Origin of the sequence: Saccharopolyspora antibiotica (assembly GCF_047200635.1) — a bacterium.
Classification (GTDB): domain Bacteria; phylum Actinomycetota; class Actinomycetes; order Mycobacteriales; family Pseudonocardiaceae; genus Saccharopolyspora_C.
The window spans coordinates 236,012-251,492 of the sequence record NZ_JBJZOI010000005.1 but is presented as its reverse complement, the minus strand read 5'-3'; the positions used below and the strand labels follow the sequence as shown (position 1 = coordinate 251,492).

The 15,481-nt window shown below is 72.9% G+C and carries 18 protein-coding genes; 10 read left to right on the top strand and 8 right to left on the bottom strand.

The annotated features are described in order from the left end of the window. Positions 1–105: 105 nt before the first annotated feature. The gene (locus ACL03H_RS05665) at positions 106–741 is read right to left on the bottom strand and encodes a GntR family transcriptional regulator (RefSeq protein ID WP_412810011.1); all 636 of its coding nucleotides are present in this window, start codon (positions 739–741) and stop codon (positions 106–108) included. A 240-nt stretch (positions 742–981) separates the two neighbouring features. Further along, entirely contained in the window at positions 982–2,091 is a 1,110-nt protein-coding gene (locus tag ACL03H_RS05660; protein WP_412810010.1) for a glycerate kinase, read from the bottom strand. Positions 2,092–2,266: 175 nt separating this feature from the next. Here ACL03H_RS05660 and ACL03H_RS05655 point away from each other — a divergent pair, with 175 nt between their 5' ends. The 8 genes from ACL03H_RS05655 to ACL03H_RS05620 all read left to right on the top strand — a co-directional run bounded on the left by ACL03H_RS05655 (position 2,267) and on the right by ACL03H_RS05620 (position 8,905). Continuing rightward, positions 2,267–2,524, top strand: coding sequence for a thiamine-binding protein (locus ACL03H_RS05655; RefSeq protein ID WP_412810009.1), 258 nt, complete (start codon positions 2,267–2,269; stop codon positions 2,522–2,524). A 53-nt stretch (positions 2,525–2,577) separates the two neighbouring features. Further along, positions 2,578–2,928, top strand: a complete 351-nt coding sequence (locus ACL03H_RS05650; RefSeq protein ID WP_412810008.1) for a helix-turn-helix domain-containing protein — start codon at positions 2,578–2,580, stop codon at positions 2,926–2,928. Between the two features lie 93 nt (positions 2,929–3,021). Then, positions 3,022–3,519 carry a 2-oxo-4-hydroxy-4-carboxy-5-ureidoimidazoline decarboxylase gene (uraD, locus tag ACL03H_RS05645; protein WP_412810007.1) on the top strand — a complete coding sequence of 166 codons (498 nt, stop codon included), beginning with the start codon at positions 3,022–3,024 and terminating at the stop codon, positions 3,517–3,519. Then, positions 3,516–3,836: a hydroxyisourate hydrolase gene (gene uraH / locus ACL03H_RS05640; protein WP_412810006.1), complete on the top strand. Its 321-nt coding sequence runs from the start codon at positions 3,516–3,518 to the stop codon at positions 3,834–3,836. The genes uraD and uraH overlap by 4 nt, the downstream gene beginning before the upstream one ends. Before the next feature lie 6 nt (positions 3,837–3,842). Then, a complete protein-coding gene (pucL, locus tag ACL03H_RS05635) occupies positions 3,843–4,733 on the top strand; it encodes a factor-independent urate hydroxylase (RefSeq protein WP_412810005.1) in 891 nt (296 codons plus the stop codon). A gap of 126 nt (positions 4,734–4,859) precedes the next feature. Further along, positions 4,860–6,209, top strand: a complete 1,350-nt coding sequence (locus ACL03H_RS05630; RefSeq protein WP_412810004.1) for a nucleobase:cation symporter-2 family protein — start codon at positions 4,860–4,862, stop codon at positions 6,207–6,209. Positions 6,210–6,547: 338 nt separating this feature from the next. Further along, positions 6,548–7,552 carry a glycoside hydrolase family 43 protein gene (locus tag ACL03H_RS05625; RefSeq protein WP_412810003.1) on the top strand — a complete coding sequence of 335 codons (1,005 nt, stop codon included), beginning with the start codon at positions 6,548–6,550 and terminating at the stop codon, positions 7,550–7,552. A 291-nt stretch (positions 7,553–7,843) separates the two neighbouring features. Then, entirely contained in the window at positions 7,844–8,905 is a 1,062-nt protein-coding gene (locus ACL03H_RS05620) for a S8 family serine peptidase (RefSeq protein ID WP_412810002.1), read from the top strand. A 43-nt stretch (positions 8,906–8,948) separates the two neighbouring features. On the opposite strand, the gene ACL03H_RS05615 is transcribed toward ACL03H_RS05620, so the two are convergent. From ACL03H_RS05615 to ACL03H_RS05605, 3 genes are read right to left on the bottom strand one after another with little or no spacing between them, the layout of a single operon-like run. Further along, a complete protein-coding gene (locus tag ACL03H_RS05615) occupies positions 8,949–9,134 on the bottom strand; it encodes a DUF397 domain-containing protein (RefSeq protein WP_412810001.1) in 186 nt (61 codons plus the stop codon). Continuing rightward, on the bottom strand, positions 9,131–9,319 hold the full coding sequence (locus tag ACL03H_RS05610; RefSeq protein ID WP_412810000.1) for a DUF397 domain-containing protein: 189 nt from the start codon (positions 9,317–9,319) through the stop codon (positions 9,131–9,133). Before ACL03H_RS05610 ends, ACL03H_RS05615 begins: the two co-directional genes overlap by 4 nt. Further along, a complete protein-coding gene (locus ACL03H_RS05605; RefSeq protein ID WP_412809999.1) occupies positions 9,316–10,158 on the bottom strand; it encodes a helix-turn-helix domain-containing protein in 843 nt (280 codons plus the stop codon). The genes ACL03H_RS05610 and ACL03H_RS05605 overlap by 4 nt, the downstream gene beginning before the upstream one ends. Before the next feature lie 169 nt (positions 10,159–10,327). Here ACL03H_RS05605 and ACL03H_RS05600 point away from each other — a divergent pair, with 169 nt between their 5' ends. Further along, on the top strand, positions 10,328–10,597 hold the full coding sequence (locus ACL03H_RS05600) for a hypothetical protein (RefSeq protein ID WP_412809998.1): 270 nt from the start codon (positions 10,328–10,330) through the stop codon (positions 10,595–10,597). A 671-nt stretch (positions 10,598–11,268) separates the two neighbouring features. Further along, positions 11,269–12,162, top strand: coding sequence for a serine/threonine-protein kinase (locus ACL03H_RS05595; protein WP_412809997.1), 894 nt, complete (start codon positions 11,269–11,271; stop codon positions 12,160–12,162). Here ACL03H_RS05595 and ACL03H_RS05590 read toward each other — a convergent pair whose 3' ends face one another. The 3 genes from ACL03H_RS05590 to aceB form a co-directional block, all read right to left on the bottom strand. Beyond that, positions 12,163–12,504, bottom strand: a complete 342-nt coding sequence (locus ACL03H_RS05590) for a hypothetical protein (protein ID WP_412809996.1) — start codon at positions 12,502–12,504, stop codon at positions 12,163–12,165. It lies immediately after the preceding gene. Between the two features lie 67 nt (positions 12,505–12,571). Then, positions 12,572–13,816 carry a DUF6986 family protein gene (locus tag ACL03H_RS05585; protein WP_412810019.1) on the bottom strand — a complete coding sequence of 415 codons (1,245 nt, stop codon included), beginning with the start codon at positions 13,814–13,816 and terminating at the stop codon, positions 12,572–12,574. A 66-nt stretch (positions 13,817–13,882) separates the two neighbouring features. After that, positions 13,883–15,481 carry a malate synthase A gene (gene aceB / locus ACL03H_RS05580; protein WP_412809995.1) on the bottom strand — a complete coding sequence of 533 codons (1,599 nt, stop codon included), beginning with the start codon at positions 15,479–15,481 and terminating at the stop codon, positions 13,883–13,885.

Sequence of the window (15,481 nt, the reverse complement as noted above, 5' to 3'; positions counted from 1 at the left end):
CGGGGAGACCGGAGCGGGGAGACCGGAGCGGGGAGACCGGAGCGGGGAGACCGGAGCGCGGAGGCCGGAGCGCGGAGGCCGGAGCGGGGTGGCCGGAGCGGGGGGTTAGAAGGCCATGCGGGTGAGGACCATGTCGCGGCTGGCCCGGACGTGGGCGAGGGCGAGTTCGGCGGCGCGGTCGGGTTCGCCGCCCGCGATGGCGGTGTGCAGCTCGGCGTGCTCCCGGCACACCCGCTCGGGTTCGAGGTTGAGCCGGAACAGCCAGGCGAGCCTGCCGTGCAGCGGTTCCAGCACGGAGGCCAGCAGCTCGTTGCCGGAGAGCGCGACCACGCCGTCGTGGAACTCGGTGTTCGCCCGCGACATGGTGTCCACGTCGCCGCGGGCGAGGGCGTCCCGGGCCTGGGCGGCGAGCGCCCCGAGCCTCTCGACGTCGGCGGCGGAGGCGCGGGTGGCGGCGAGCCGGGCGGCGAGCGCCTCCAGGGCCTCGCGCACGTCGAACAGCTCCTCCACCTGGTGCCGGTCGAGGCTGCGCACGAACACGCCGCGCCGGTGCGGAGCCACCTCGACGAGACCTTCGCTCTGCAACATCCGGATGGCCTCGCGCACCGGAACCCGGGAGACCCCGAACTCACCGGCGAGCTCCTGCTCGAAGAGCCGGTCCCCGGGCCGCAGCCGTCCGTCGCTGATCCGCTCCAGCAACTCCCGCCGAACCCGCTCCCGCAGCGGAACCTCCCCGCTCATCCCGGCACCTCCCCGAACGCAGGACGATCACGACCACCTCAGCACACGAGCCCGGTCGGCACTCGGCCACTCCTGCGGGCGAAGCTCGCGGCTACGCGCTCCGCGCCGCCCCGCGCGCTCCGCGACCTCGTCGCGCCCGGTCGTCGCTCCGGGGCGCGACGGGAGGTCCGCCGGCCGGGGAACACCGGCCGGGGAGGAACCCGGCGTTCCCGAGGGGGAGCCGGCCGGCCGGAACGAACCTCACACCCACTTCCCGGCGATCTCCCCGGCGAGCACGGGCAGCAGCGAAGCGGCCTCGCGGATGCACCGCTGCGGATCGGGCTCGATCTCGGTCAGGGCGAACACGTCCGCGAACCCGGCCTCGCGCAGCCGCTCCGGCGCCAGCGAGCACCGCCCGGCCACGGCGACGGTGGGGATGCCCAGCTCGCCGGCCCGCCGAGCCACGACGATCGGCCCCTTCCCGTGCAGGGTCTGCTCGTCCACGGATCCCTCCCCGGTGAGCACGAGCCCGCTGCCGGGCAGGGCGGCGTCGAATCCGACGAGTTCGAGCACGAGGTCGGCTCCGGCGCGTTGCCGCGCCCCGAGCACGGCCAGGGCCGCGTAGCCGACTCCTCCGGCGGCCCCGGCTCCGGCTTCGGCGGCGACGTCGCGTCCGCCCGCGCGCATGAGGGCTCCGGCCCAGCTGCGCAGCGCGGCGTCGAGCAGCCGGACCTGGGTGGGGTCGGCCCCCTTCTGCGGCCCGTAGACGTGCGCGGCGCCGCGCTCTCCGAGCAGCGGGTTGTCCACATCGGACGCGAGCACGATGTCCGCCTCGGCCAGCCGCGGGTCGAGACCGCTGAGGTCGACCTCGGCGAGCTCGACGAGCCCGCCCCCGCCGGGGGGCAGCGGGCGTCCGGCGTCGGCGAGCAGCCGGGCGCCGAGCGCGGCGAGCATCCCGGCGCCGCCGTCGGTGCTGGCGCTGCCGCCGACGCCGAGCACGATGGTCCGCGCTCCCGCGTCGAGGGCGGCGCGGACGAGTTCGCCGGTGCCGAAGCTGGAGGCGGTCATCGGGGCCGGTTCCCGGGTCGGCAGCAGCGCGAGGCCGGAGGCGGAGGCGAGTTCGACGACGGCGGTGTCCTCGTGCAGCGCGAACTCGGCCGTGAGCGGGGCGCCGACGGGGCCGGTGACCCTGGCCTGCTTGCGCTGGTATCCGGCGGCGATGGCGGCTTCGACGGTGCCGTCGCCGCCGTCGGCGATGGGTGCGAGCCGCACTTCGATCCCGGGCAGTCCTGCGGCGAGCGCGCTCGCGACCTCGGGGGCGGTCAACGACCCCTTGAACTTGTCCGGCGCGATCAGGACGGGACCGGGCACAGCGCTCTCCCTCGGCTCGCGGTGGTTGCCCGCACATTCCACCCGACTCGCCCGATCAGCGGAACCCCGGTGCGCAGCGTTCAGCGGACCGCGCTGCGTCCTCGGAGCACCTCGGGGTCGCGGTGCGGCGTCGTACAGTGGGCCGCGTTGCGCACCCGCGCCTTCGGAGGAAGCCATGCACCCCACCGATCCGCAGGTCACGGCGGAGTTCACCACCGAGCCGTTCCACGGCGAGGGCGAGCCGCCCGCGCACGCGGTCGCGGCGCGGGACCGGTTGCGGGCGGCGGGGTTGGAGCCGGACTTCGGCCCGCTGGGCACCTCGGTCTCGGGTCCGCGCGGGTCCGTGCTGCCCGCGTTGTCGGCGGTGGTCGACGCGGCGCTGGAGGCGGGCGCGCACCGCATCACGCTCCAGGTCACCGTCGACGGGTCCTGAGCCGTTCCGCACCGCTTTCCGAACCGGGGCGCGCGGCCTCCTACCCTGGCGGGATGCACCCGCTCGCCACCGCGATCGCGCCGCTGCTGGCGCAGCTCGGCGCCACGGCCGTTCCCGTCGAGGACCGCGCGCCCGGGGACGTGGTGCTGCACTGGGAGGGCGAGCCCGCGGTGGCGGTCCGGTTGCCGGGTGCGGAGCTGACGAGCGCGCTGGAGCGGTTGATCGCCGACGTGGAGTCCGAGCTCGGCGCCCCGCTGCCGGAGCTGGCTCGGGCGGACAAGCAGCGGGCGGTGCGGTTGCTGGAGGAGCGCGGCGCGTTCACGCTGCGCAAGTCGGTGGAGGCGGTGGCGAAGGCGCTGGGCGTCAGCCGCTTCACGGTCTACAACTACCTGAACCGCGAGTAAGGCCTTTCCGGCCAGCGTCTTCAACATTTTGTTGACACCCGTGAGGGCTGGCCGTAGCTTCTGCTCCCATCCGCCGAGCGCGAGGGGAGCTCCATGCCAGCACCCGATCGGTTCAACTCCTTGTCCCGGACCGAACTCCTGTCCGAACTGCGGTCCTGCCTCGACGTCCCGCGCTGGGCGGAGCGGGTCGCCGACGCCCGCCCGTGCGCCACCGGCCCCGAGGTGCTTGCGGTGGCCGACTCGGCCGCTCGCGAGCTCACCGGCGAGGAGGTCCGCGCCGCCCTCGCCGCGCACCCGCGGATCGGCGAGCGGCCCGAAGGATCCGGCGCCTCCGCCTCCTGGTCCCGCTCCGAGCAGTCCGCTGTGGACCTCGCGGACGCCGAGATGGCGGCCGCGCTGCGGGCCGGGAACGCCGCCTACGAACGCAGGTTCGGGCACGTGTACCTGGTGTGCGCGGCGGGCCGGAGTGGCGCGGAGCTGCTGGCGGTGCTGCGCTCGCGGATGGGCAACGACCCGCGCACCGAGCTGGGCGTGGTGGCCGGGGAGCTGCGCCGGATCGCGTTGCTGCGCTTGGAGAAGGTGATCCTGTGAGTGCCGTGACCATGCACGTGCTGGACGCCGCGCTGGGCCGCCCGGCGGCCGGGATCGCCGTGCTGCTGGAGGGGCCGGAGCTCTGCGCGCGCGGCACCACCGACGCCGACGGTCGCATCGGCGACCTCGGCCCGGAGCGGCTGCCCGCCGGGGACTACCGGCTGACCTTCGAGACCGGCGCCTACTTCGCCGAGCGCGGGGTGGACACCTTCTACCCGCTGGTGCAGATCACCTTCCGGATCGCGGATCCCGCGCAGCACCACCACGTTCCGCTGCTGCTGAGCCCGTTCGCCTACTCCACCTACCGAGGGAGCTGACCACCGATGGGCATCGTCTTAGGACCGAACCAGTACGGCAAGGCGGAGATCCGGCTCGTCGCGGTGCGGCGGGACGGGCAGCGGCACGGGCTGCGCGACCTCACCATCAGCACCGCGCTGCGCGGGGACTTCGCGGACGCGCACCTCAGCGGGGACAACGCGAACGTGCTGCCGACCGACACCCAGAAGAACACCGCCTACGCCTTCGCGAAGCAGGCTCCGGTCGGGGAGGTGGAGGACTTCGCGCTGCGGCTGGGCAGGCACTTCCTGAACACCCGGGAGCCGGTGCGCGGCGCCCGGATCCTCGTCGAGGAGCACGCCTGGGAGCGCATCGAGGTCGGCGGCGCCGGGCACGAGCACTCGTTCCGGCGCGGCAGCGAGGAGAAGCGCACCGCGGCGGTCACCTTCGACGGCGACGCGGTGCACGTGGTCTCGGGGCTGACCGACCTGGTGGTGCTCAAGACGACCGGGTCGGAGTTCTGGGGCTACCCGAAGGACGAGTACACGACGCTGCCGGAGACGACGGACCGGATCCTGGCCACGGCGGTCTCGGCGCGCTGGCGACACCTCGGCACGGACGTCGAGTGGGCGGCCGATCACGCTTCGGTCCGCGCGGCGCTGCTGGAGGCGTTCGCGACGACGCACAGCTACGCGCTGCAGCAGACCCTGCACGCGATGGGCGCGGCGGTGCTGCGCGCGCACCCGGGCATCGCGGAGATCCGCCTGTCGCTGCCGAACAAGCACCACTTCCCCGTCGATCTCAGCCCGTTCGGGTTGCGCAACGACAACGAGGTCTTCCTCGCCTCCGATCGCCCGTACGGGCTGATCGAGGGCACCGTCGCCCGTGACGACGTGGCCCCGGCCCCGATGGCCTGGTACGGCCTGCCCGAGTTCTGATCCTCCTCCCCCGCGGCGAACCGCTTCCGGTTCGCCAGCTCCGCGCGCCCGAATCCGCGCGGGGGCACCGCGCGCCCGCACCGGGTGGAGCAGCCGAATTCCCTTCCCTGGCCGAGGAGTCCTGCCATGGCCGTTCAGAACAACGCCGGCGCCGAGGTCCACCCGGTCGACGAACTGCCCTCCCCCGGCGCGCTGCTGGCGTACGGGGTGCAGCACGTGGCCGCGATGTACGCGGGCGTCGTCGCCCCACCGCTCATCATCGGCGAGGCGCTGGGCCTGGACGGGGCGCGGCAGGCGCTGCTGATCGGGGCGAGCCTGCTCACCGCCGGGCTGGCGACCGCGTTGCAGTCGCTGGGCGTCTGGCGGATCGGGGCCCGGTTGCCGTTCGTCAACGGGGTCACGTTCGGTTCGGTGGCACCGATCCTGGCGATCATCGCGCAGCCGTCCGGGGCGAACCCGCTGTCGGCGGTGTACGGGGCGGTGCTGGTGGCCGGGTCGCTGGCCTTCCTCGCCGCGCCGCACTTCTCGCGGCTGGTCCGGTTCTTCCCGCCGGTGGTGAACGGGACCGTGATCACGCTGATCGGGTTGTCGCTGATGCCGGTGGCGATCGGCTGGATCGCCGGGCAGGATCCGGCGGCCCCGGACCACGCCGCGCCGGGCCGGATCGCGCTCGGCGCGGGGACGCTGCTGCTGGTGCTGCTGCTGAACCGGTTCCTGCGCGGGTTCTGGAACCGGATCGCGCTGCTCGTGGGGTTGCTGGCGGGCACGCTGGTGGCCTGGCCGCTGGGCCTGGTGGACGTGTCGACCTTCGGCCAGGCGCCGGTGTTCGCGCTGCCGGTGCCGTTCGCGCTGGGCGTCCCGAGCTTCGAGTTCGGGGCCGTGCTCTCGCTGTGCGTGGTGATGCTGGTGGCGATGATGGAGAGCACCGCGGACATGATCGCGCTCGGCGAGATCGTGGACCGGCCCGCGGACGAGCGCACCATCGCCGCCGGGCTGCGCGCGGACGGGGCGGGCAGCGCGCTGAGCGCGGTGTTCGGCGGCTTCACCTGCAGCGCGTTCGCGCAGAACGTCGGGCTGGTGGCGATGACCCGGGTGCGCAGCCGGTACGTGGTGTCCGCGGCGGGCGGGATCCTGGTGGTGCTGGGGCTGTTCCCGGTGGCCGGGGCGGTGGTCTCGCTGGTGCCGCAGCCGGTGCTCGGCGGGGCGGCGCTGGTGCTGTTCGGCTCGGTCGCCGCCAGCGGCATCCGCACGCTGGGCCGGGCGGACCTGGGCGATCCGCACCAGGCCCTCGTCGTCGCGGCTTCGCTGGCCGTGGGGCTGATCCCGGTGGTCCGCCCGGAGTTCTACGCGCACGCGCCCGAGGCGCTGCGCGCCGTGCTGGATTCGGGCATCAGCACCGGTTGCCTCGCGGCCCTCGTCCTCAACGCCCTGTTCCGCCGCCGTGAGCACGAGGCGGCGACCGGCGCGGGCGGATGACCACCCGTCCGGGGGCGGCCGCTCCCGCGCGGGACTTCGCACGGCCTCGCTGACCAGCGCGCTCCCGGTGTTCCGGCCAAGTCGGCTTCGCGCCGCACCGCTCGCCGGGGGGAGCCGCACCGGGGTCGGGGCGTGCCCCGAGGCGGCTCCGATGAACGCGAGGGCGTCGCCGCGCCGGTGGCCGCTGCCGCCGGTCGGCGCGGCAACTGCCCCGAGTACCGCCCGGACGTGGTCGCGCGCTCGCGCAAACCCCTGGTCGGGTGTCACTCGTGGGGTGAATGTGTCCGGCGGGGCAGGCGGGGCGCCGGTGCACTGGTGCGGTCACCGAAGGAGGGGCCGTGCCGCGAAAGTGCCGCCAGATCAGCCTGACCGCCATCCTGCTGCTGCTCATGTCCCCGACCGCGCTCGCCCACGAGCGCGCGGAGCGCACCGAGCTCGCCGTCCCGGCCATCGGCCGGAACTTCCCGGACCCGGACGTGCTCACCCACGACGGGCAGCACTACGCCTACGCGACGAACACCGCGGGCTACAACGTCCAGCTCGCCACCGCGACCGACGCGAAGGCCTCGTGGGAGCAGCGCCCGGACGCGCTGCCGCGGTTGCCACCGTGGGTCGGGCCGGCCGAGACCGGCAGCCTCAACGTGTGGGCGCCGGACGTGAGCGAGCGCTCCGACGGCAGCTTCCTGCTGTACTACACCGCGCACCACACCGCGTCCGGCCGCCAGTGCATCGGCGCGGCCGTCGCCGACTCCCCCGAGGGGCCGTTCTCCCCCACCAGCTCCGACCCGCTGATCTGCGCCCCGGGGCAGGGCGACGTGATCGATCCGGCGAGCTTCGTCGACTCCGACGGCAGCCGCTACCTGCTCTACAAGGACTCGCGCGGCAGCCGCGCCCGCAGCGGCCCGTCCACCATCCACCTGCGGCCGGTCGCCGCGGACGGGCTCACCCAGGCGGGCGAGGACATCCCGCTGCTGAGCGCCGACCGCCCCGAGGAGTCCGGCGTCGTCGAGGCCCCCACCCTGCTGCGCAGGCCCGGGGGTTACGTGCTGCTGTACTCCGGCAACACCTTCGACAGCGGCCGCTACTTCACGAACTACGCCACCTCGTCGAGCCCCACCGGTCCGTTCACCAAGGCCCCCGGAGCGCTGCTGAGCAGCGCGGTGCTGGGTGGCGCGGTGTCGAACCCGGGCGGCCAGGACGTGTTCGCCGACGACGAGCTCATCGCCTTCCACGCCGACCTGCCGGAGCCGGTCGGCGACCGCGGGCTGTGGATCGGTGAGCTGGAGTGGGACGGGCTCAACCCCGTCCTGTCCCCCGGAAGCGCGGTGCGCGCGCGCCACTGATCCACCCGATCGTGCAGCTCCCGCGCCACCTCGGGCGCGACTATCGTTCCGGTCAGTCCCATCCAACGGCGCGCGATTCTGTTGCGAGGCAACCGGATGGGACGCGGGAGGGAGCGGGCCCGGTGTCCTTTGTGGACACCGGGTCCGTTTTTTCCGTTCATCGCTGCTCCGTTCGGCCCAATTGTTCGGTCCGCTCGGCCCCTTCTGGGCTCGGACGTGCAACAGGCCACACCGTCGTCCCGCAGGCTGTCGTTGATCGCCTGTACTTTCGCCGAACTCCGGGAGCAGCCCATGCGTCTTCGGGCCCTCGCAATCACGGTCGCCGGCCTGACGGCCTTAGCCACGCCGTCCGCCTCAGCAGCCACCACCAACGATCCCCTGGCCGGCCAGCAGTGGGGGCTCGACCAGATCCACGCCGAGCAGGCGTGGCAGACCAGCACCGGCGCCGGGCAGGTGATCGCGGTCGTGGACACCGGCGTGGACCTCGGCCACCCGGACCTGCGGTCCCAGCTCGTCCCGGGCGCCACCTTCACCTGCGGGGGAGCTCCCGGGCCCTGCGGCGACGGCGACTGGCTGGGCGGGGACGGGATCGGCCAGGAGACCGACGTCCACGGCACGCACGTCGCCGGGATCGCCGCTGCCGCCGCGAACAACGGCGTCGGCATCGCGGGCGTCGCGCCCGACGCGAAGATCATGCCGGTGAAGGTGCTGGAGAACGGCGCCGGTGAGTTCGCCGAGATCGGCGCGGGCATCCGCTACGCCGCCGACCACGGCGCCGATGTCATCAACCTGAGCCTCGGCGCCCAGCCCGGCGCTCAGCTGCTCACGCTGCTCGGGATCCAGGCGGAGGCCAAGCAGGCCATCGACTACGCGCGGGAGCAGGGCGTCGTGGTCATCGCCTCGGCGGGCAACGAGACCGCGCCGCTGTGCGACACCCCCGCCTGGGAGCCCGGAGCCATGTGCGTCGCCGCGACCGACTCGGCGGAGCGGAAGGCCTCGTACTCCAACTTCGGCCTGAAGCTGGACATGAACGCCGTGGCCGCGCCCGGCGGCGCCGGCGACGACACCTGCGCCGACGACGTCATCTCCACCGTCCCGCGCGGCACCGGCACGCCCAAGTGCGGCGCCCAGGACTACGACGCGCTCGCGGGGACCTCGATGGCCGCGCCGATGGTCTCGGGCGTCGCCGCACTGCTCACCGCGCAGGGCCGTTCCGCCGCCCAGGTGGAGCAGGCGCTGATGGCCACCGCGCACGCCCCCGGCAGCGACCGGACCGGGCAGTTCAGCCTGTTCCTCGGGCACGGCGTCGTCGACGCCGCGGCAGCCGTCGCCCAGCCGGTCACCCAGCCCTGAGCACCCGGTGGGCGGCCCGGAGCCCGGACCGCCCACCGCGCCCTCACCGGTCGAAGCGACCGGTTTTGAGGCCTTGCAAGAAGAATCCCCACCGCGCCGCCGAGACGGCGACGTGCCTGCCCTCCGGCGCCTTCGAGTCCCGCACCGCCGCAACCTCCGGCGATAACGCGACCTCGACGCAGTTGTAATCCCCGCTTCGCGTGCTCTTGCGCCACTCCAGCTGCCTCATCGGTCGAAGCGACCGGTTTTGAGGCCTTGCAAGAAGAATCCCCACCGGACCGCCGGGACGGCGACGTGCCCGCCCTCCGGCGCCTTCGAGTCCCGCACCGCCGCAACCTCCGGCGATAACGCGACCTCGACGCAGTTGTCGAAGGCGTTGCTCCAGGAGCTCTTGCGCCACTTCCGATCGGTCATCGCCTCAGCCTCTCCGCCGCCGCCACGATCGCGCTCATCGATTCGACCTCGTCGAGCACGATATCTTCCAATCCCGCGCAGGTGTCCACGACGAACCTCAAATCATCGGATTCCACCAGGCAAACGGCGAAACCCTGCGACTCCATGAAGGCGTACGCCGATCCATCGGCCAGCTCGAAGAAGCTGAAGGATCCGTTCAGCGCCAAGTGCGCCGGAGCCGAGAGCGGGATGACCCGAATGTCGACGTTCGGCCGCTGGTTGAGGGTGACCAGGTGATCGAGCTGCATCCGCAGAACCTCATCGCTGCCCAACGTTCGGCTGAGCACCGACTCTTCGATCACGATCCGGGTCTGGGGCGGATTGTTCCGTGAGAGGACGGCTTGTCTTCCCAACCTCGTCGCAACCTTCCGCTCCAGTTCACGCGGCGGCAGGCCTCGACTTCCGATCAGGCACCGCGAGTAATCCGCGATTTGCGCCAACCCCGGGATCAGCGCCAGCTCCACGCACGTGATCTTCGCGGCCTCGCGTTCGAGGACCAGCAGGCTCGCGAGCTGATCCGACATCCCATCGCCCAGCGCGAGCCACGCGGACGTCTCCTGCGATTCCCCGACCCGGTCCAGGAGTTCCTGCTTCTCGTCACCGACGACGCCGAACAGCGCGCAGAGAGCGCTGACCTCTTCCCGGTCCGGTGCGCGCAATCCGCGCTCCGTCCTGCTGATCGACGACCGTGAGACACCGAGCGAAGCCGCCACCGATCGGGTGGTCATCCCCCTGTTCTCGCGCAGAGTTCGCAGGCGCACGCCGAGTCCCAGCTGACGCAGTGCTTCCGATTGCCGCATTCGATGACCTCCGGGTTCCGCTCTGGGATCAGGTCGGGAGCTGACCGAGTTCACACCGCGATAGGCCCCTGAACTGCGGTGTCACAAATTGGCTGGGCCACAAGATAGCGATCTACCTTTCGCTCTGTCAGCGGGTTCTCCGGTGATCGAACCGAAAGGAGGACCGGTCGTGGAGCTGCCCCACCCGTACCGGTGCGAGCGACCGGTGGCGTACTGGATCGTGGGCTTGGCGCTGTTCCTGCGGCACGCGACGCCGTCCCGGCCGGGGGCGCTGCCCGGCGGCGCGGAGGCGGCGACGCTCTGCGGCTCGCGGATCAGGATCCCGTTCGAGACCCCGCCGCCGCGCCGCCCGCGCTCCGCAGACATCTCCGCCCGTTGCCCCGGTTGCGCGGACTTCGCGGCCGAGCACGGCTACGACCTCATCACCTGGGACTTCTGACTCCCGCGCCGGAACCTCCAGCCCTGACCCCGGCCCGGTGCGGCCTGCCCCGACACCGCCCCGGTCCGGCGGTGGCCGGGCGCTCCCCCCTCCCCGACAGCGCCCGGCCACCATCCACCCCGCCCCCGGTGAACGGACCCTTCGACCAATCCCGCTGGACCAACGGTCCGTTCACCCAAACCCGCCGGACCAACCCGCCGCCCACTTTCCGAGTGAACGGACCGTTCGACCAAACCCGCTGGACAAACGGTCCGTTCACCCAACCCCACCCACCAGCGAGCGGACCGTTCGACCAAACCCGTTGGACCAACGGTCCGTTCACCCAACCCCACCCACCAGCGAACGGACCGTTCGACCAAACCCGCTGGACCAACGGTCCGTTCACCCGATCCTCGGGGCGTCCGGTATGACCGATCTTCGCGTAACCTGGCCAGAGATGATCTCGGTGCGGCCGGACGGCCGCGACCCGGACCAGGAGGATCCGCAGTGGACTTGGGGAAGTTCTTCCACTCGCTCTCGCCCGCGAAGCACACCCACCGCTCGTCGCGCGACAGCAGCGACCGCCATCACCGCCGCCACGGCAGCGGCTCCAGCAGCGACCACCACCGCCGTCGCCGCCGCGACAGCTCCAGCCGCAGCGGCTCAGACCGCCGCCGCCACCGCAGCCGCAGTTGACCGCTGCCCCGGCGAGCTCCTACTACGGCGAGGACGGCGACTGGGGCGAACCCGGTCCCGTCCTCGATCCGGGAGCGCGGCTCGCCCCCGGCTACCGCGTGCTCTCCCTGCTGCGGCGCGGAAACCGGCTCGACGTCTACGACCTGTGGAGCGAGGAGCGCGGCTGCCGCTGCGTCGGCAAGACGCTGCGCCCCGAACGCGCCGCCGACACCACCGCCGCGGGCAGGCTGCGCGGCGAGGGGATGCTGCTGACCTCGCTCACCCACCCGCACCTGGTGCGCGGCTACGACACGGTGCTCAGCGACGACCCCGCGCGCCCGGTGGTGATCACCGAGACGCTGCCGGGCGCGACGCTGGGCTACCTGGTGGAGCAGCACGAGCGGCTGGAACCGGTGGACGCGGCGATCCTCGGCGCGCAGCTGTGCTCGGCGCTGGGCTACCTGCACCGGCAGGGCTGGGCGCACCTGGACGTCAAGCCCTCCAACGTGGTGTGCGCGGGCGGTCGCGCGGTGCTGCTCGACCTCAGCCTGGCCTGCCGCATCGGGGAGCGCAGCACCGCCGGGACCTTCGACTACCTCGCGCCCGAGCAGGCGCGCGGCGGCGAGATGACCGCCGCGACCGACACCTGGGGCCTGGGGGTGACGCTGTACGAGGCGCTGTCCGGGCAACCGCCGTGGGCGGAGGTGTCGCACCGGCGGGACGAGCACGGCGAGCGCCGCTACCCGCAGCTCACCGAACGCCCGGCGCCGCTGCGCACCCGGCGCGGGCTCCCGGCCCGGCTGGCCCGCACCGTCGACGCCTGCCTCACCCCGGATCCGGCCTCCCGGCCGGGCGTCCAGGAGGTCGCCGACCGGCTCATCGCCTGGTCCGGCGTCGATCCAACCGCCTGATCAGCGCTTGCGGCGGAAGGCGATCGCGCAGGCCACGCCGACCGCCGCGAACGCGACCTGGCCGCCGAGAACGATGAGGTTCACGTTCACCGTCGGGCGCCACTCGGCGCCCCCGCTGGTCACCACCCACGCTCCCATCGGCTCCGCCACGGTGCCCGCGCCGCCGGAGCGGGTCTTGCGGTTGCCGCTGACCCCGCCACCGGTGCGCACCCGCGCGACCGGCACCAGCGTGGTCTCCCCTTGCTGCACCGGCGTCCCGAACACCTGGCCGTCCTGGGACCGGGTCGCGAGCGCGGCCACGGTCTCCTCGATCGACACCAGTTCTGAACCCTCGTCCGCCACGACGCCTCCTCACGACAACCCGAACCACGAACACTAGCCGCATCCGGGCCGCGCCGGGGTCGATCGGTCAGAGCCGGGCCAGCTCGCGCAGACCCGGCTCGTCGAGGGTGGTCATGAGCTGCGCCTCGGTCGCGTCGATCGCCCCGTTGTCCAGGGCGCGCACGAAGGCCCCGGCCATCGCCCGGGCCGTGGCGGGCTCGTCCAGCACCGCACCTCCTCCGGCGCCGACGTAGGCCGCGAGCCGCTCCGCCTGCGCGGGCGCGCTCTCGCGGAAGGCCGCGAACACCGCCGCGTACCGGCTCACCAGCTGCGCCGGATGCAGGTCCCAGCCCTGGTAGAAACCGTGCGCCAGGGAGCGCCGCACCAGCTCGTAGTGGTTGCGCCAGCCGTGGTCCATCTGACCACCGACCGGCAGCACGTTCGTCGAACCGTCCGACAGGAAGATCCCGGTGCCCGCCGCCGACACCTGCATCACGTGCCGGGCGAAGTCGCAGGCGTCGTGCGCGAGGTGCTGGTGGGCCGCGGTCAGCCCGCAGGCCGCGGTGTAGTCGTAGGTGCCGAAGTGCAGGCCGCTGACCCGGCCCCGGCCCGCCTCGATGAACCGGGGCAGCGCCACCCGGCCCGAACCATCCACTATGGACTGGGTCGTCTCCACCTGGATCTCGAAGCGCAGCGATCCGGCGGCCAGGCCGAGCTGGTGCTCGAACAGCTCCAGCAGCTCCACCAGCACCTCGACCTGCGCGACGTCCACGACCTTCGGGAAGGTCAGCACGAACCCGGCGGGCAGGCTCCCCCAGCGCCGCAGCAGCGCGGTCAGGAACACGTCGAGGGTGCGCACCGAACGCGCCCGCAGCTCGGGGCTGTCGAACGACTTGATCCGCAGCCCGAACGACGCGGGCCGCACCCCGTCGCGCAGCCAACCCGCGACCACGTCCGCGGTCCGCTCCGCGTCGGCGTCCTCGGTCTCGTCCCCGGGAACGCCGTAGCCGTCCTCGAAGTCGATCCGCAGGTCCTCCACGGCGGGGCCGGCCAGCTTCTGCCGGATCCGGGGGTGCACCGCCTCCGCCACCGGGGCGTCCATGCCCAGCAGGTAGGACAAGGAGTCGGGCTCGGGGAGCCGCTCGTCGAAGGCCGCCAGCGCCCGGTCCGCCCAGCCGCGCAACGTCCCCCCGTCCACCGCGCTCGCGGGCGCGTAGCAGGTGTGCACCGGCTGGCGCGCGCCTCCCGCCCCCGGGTAGCGGCGGGCCATGTCCTCGTCGACCGAGGTCAGCCGGTCCAGTCTCCGCCGCACCTGCTCGGCGTCCAGCGACATCCTCACGCGCGCACCTCCCCGGAACGGGAACGGGGGCGGCACTCCCACGCCGCCCCCGCCAGCCAATCAGATCCGCTCGTACGCGGGCAGGGTCAAGAAGTCCACGAACTCGTCGGCGACGGCGACCTGCTCGAACAGCTCCACCGCCGACGGCAGGTTCTCCACCGGGAAGCCCTGCTCGGCGCGCAGCGCCTCCTCGGTCTCGGCGATGACCTGGCGGACCAGCTCCACCGTCACCCGCTCCCCGCCGGCGAGGACCACGTCGTTGTGCAGCCACTGCCACAGCTGCGAACGCGAGATCTCCGCGGTCGCGGCGTCCTCCATCAGGTTGTGGATCGCGGCCGCGCCGTTGCCGCCCAGCCAGGACGCGATGTAGCGGACGCCGACGTCCACGGCGGCGCGCAGGCCCTCGATGGTCTTGTCACCCGGCGTCTTGTTCACCGCCAGCAGGTCGTCGGCGGTGACCGCGACGTCCTCGCGCTTGCGGTCGATCTGGTTCGGCGCGTCCCCCAGAACGGCGTCGAACTCCTCGAAGCAGATCTCCACCAGACCCGGGTGCGCGACCCAGGAGCCGTCGAAGCCGTCCCCGGCCTCGCGGTTCTTGTCGTCGTGGACCTTGGCCATCGCCTTGTCGTTGGCCTCCGGGTCCTTCTTGTTCGGGATGAACGCGGCCATGCCGCCGATCGCGAACGCGCCCCGCTTGTGGCAGGTGCGCACCAGCAGCTCGGTGTAGGCGCGCATGAACGGCGCCGTCATGCCGACCGAATTGCGGTCCGGCAGCACGTACTGGTCGGAGTCGCGGAAGGTCTTGATCACGCTGAACAGGTAGTCCCAGCGGCCCGCGTTCAGCCCGGCGGAGTGGTCGCGCAGCTCGTAGAGGATCTCCTCCATCTCGAACGCCGCCGGGAAGGTCTCGATCAGCACGGTGCCGCGGATCGTGCCGTGCGGGACGCCGAGCTGCTGCTGGGCGCGGGTGAACACGTCGTTCCACAGCCGCGCTTCGAGGTGGCTCTCCATCTTCGGCAGGTAGAAGTACGGCCCGCTGCCCCGGTTCAGCAGCTCCTGGGCGTTGTGGAAGAAGTACAGCCCGAAGTCCAGCAGCGCGCCGACGATCGGCTTGCCGTCGACCAGCACGTGCTTGTCGTCGAAGTGCCAGCCGCGCGGGCGCACCAGCGGGACCGCGTGCCGCACGTCGTCGCGCAGCGCGTACCGCTTGCCCTCGGGGGTGGTCAGCTCGACCTGCTTGCGGACCACGTCGTAGAGGTTCACCTGGCCGCCGACGACGTTCTGCCAGTGCGGGGTGTTCGCGTCCTCCAGGTCGGCCAGCCAGACGCGCGCGCCGGAGTTCAGGGCGTTCACCGACATCTTGCGGTCGGTCGGACCGGTGATCTCCACGCGGCGGTCGGCGATGTCCGCCGGGGGCGCGGCGACCTGCCAGTCGGACTCGCGGATCTCCGCGGTCTCCGGCAGGAAGTCGAGCCTGCCGTTGCGCTTGGCCTCGGCGCGGCGCTGCACCCGGCGGGCCAGCAGCTCATCGCGACGGGCGCCGAACTCGCGCTGCAGACCGGCGACGAAGTCGAGGGCCTCCGGCGTGAGGATCTCGTCGCCCCGCTCCACGGAACCGCCGAGCACCTGCACGCTCGCCGTCGGGGTCGTCTCGGACAT

Coding starts and splice junctions, on each gene's coding strand:
- ACL03H_RS05630 (WP_412810004.1), top strand. CDS start 4,860: ATGGCCGTTCAGAACAACGCCGGCGCCGAGGTCCACCCGGTCGACGAA.
- ACL03H_RS05620 (WP_412810002.1), top strand. CDS start 7,844: ATGCGTCTTCGGGCCCTCGCAATCACGGTCGCCGGCCTGACGGCCTTA.
- ACL03H_RS05615 (WP_412810001.1), bottom strand. CDS start 9,134: ATGAGGCAGCTGGAGTGGCGCAAGAGCACGCGAAGCGGGGATTACAAC.
- ACL03H_RS05610 (WP_412810000.1), bottom strand. CDS start 9,319: ATGACCGATCGGAAGTGGCGCAAGAGCTCCTGGAGCAACGCCTTCGAC.
- pucL (WP_412810005.1), top strand. CDS start 3,843: ATGGGCATCGTCTTAGGACCGAACCAGTACGGCAAGGCGGAGATCCGG.
- aceB (WP_412809995.1), bottom strand. CDS start 15,481: ATGTCCGAGACGACCCCGACGGCGAGCGTGCAGGTGCTCGGCGGTTCC.
- uraD (WP_412810007.1), top strand. CDS start 3,022: ATGCCAGCACCCGATCGGTTCAACTCCTTGTCCCGGACCGAACTCCTG.
- ACL03H_RS05605 (WP_412809999.1), bottom strand. CDS start 10,158: ATGCGGCAATCGGAAGCACTGCGTCAGCTGGGACTCGGCGTGCGCCTG.
- ACL03H_RS05655 (WP_412810009.1), top strand. CDS start 2,267: ATGCACCCCACCGATCCGCAGGTCACGGCGGAGTTCACCACCGAGCCG.
- ACL03H_RS05585 (WP_412810019.1), bottom strand. CDS start 13,816: ATGTCGCTGGACGCCGAGCAGGTGCGGCGGAGACTGGACCGGCTGACC.
- ACL03H_RS05665 (WP_412810011.1), bottom strand. CDS start 741: ATGAGCGGGGAGGTTCCGCTGCGGGAGCGGGTTCGGCGGGAGTTGCTG.
- ACL03H_RS05650 (WP_412810008.1), top strand. CDS start 2,578: ATGCACCCGCTCGCCACCGCGATCGCGCCGCTGCTGGCGCAGCTCGGC.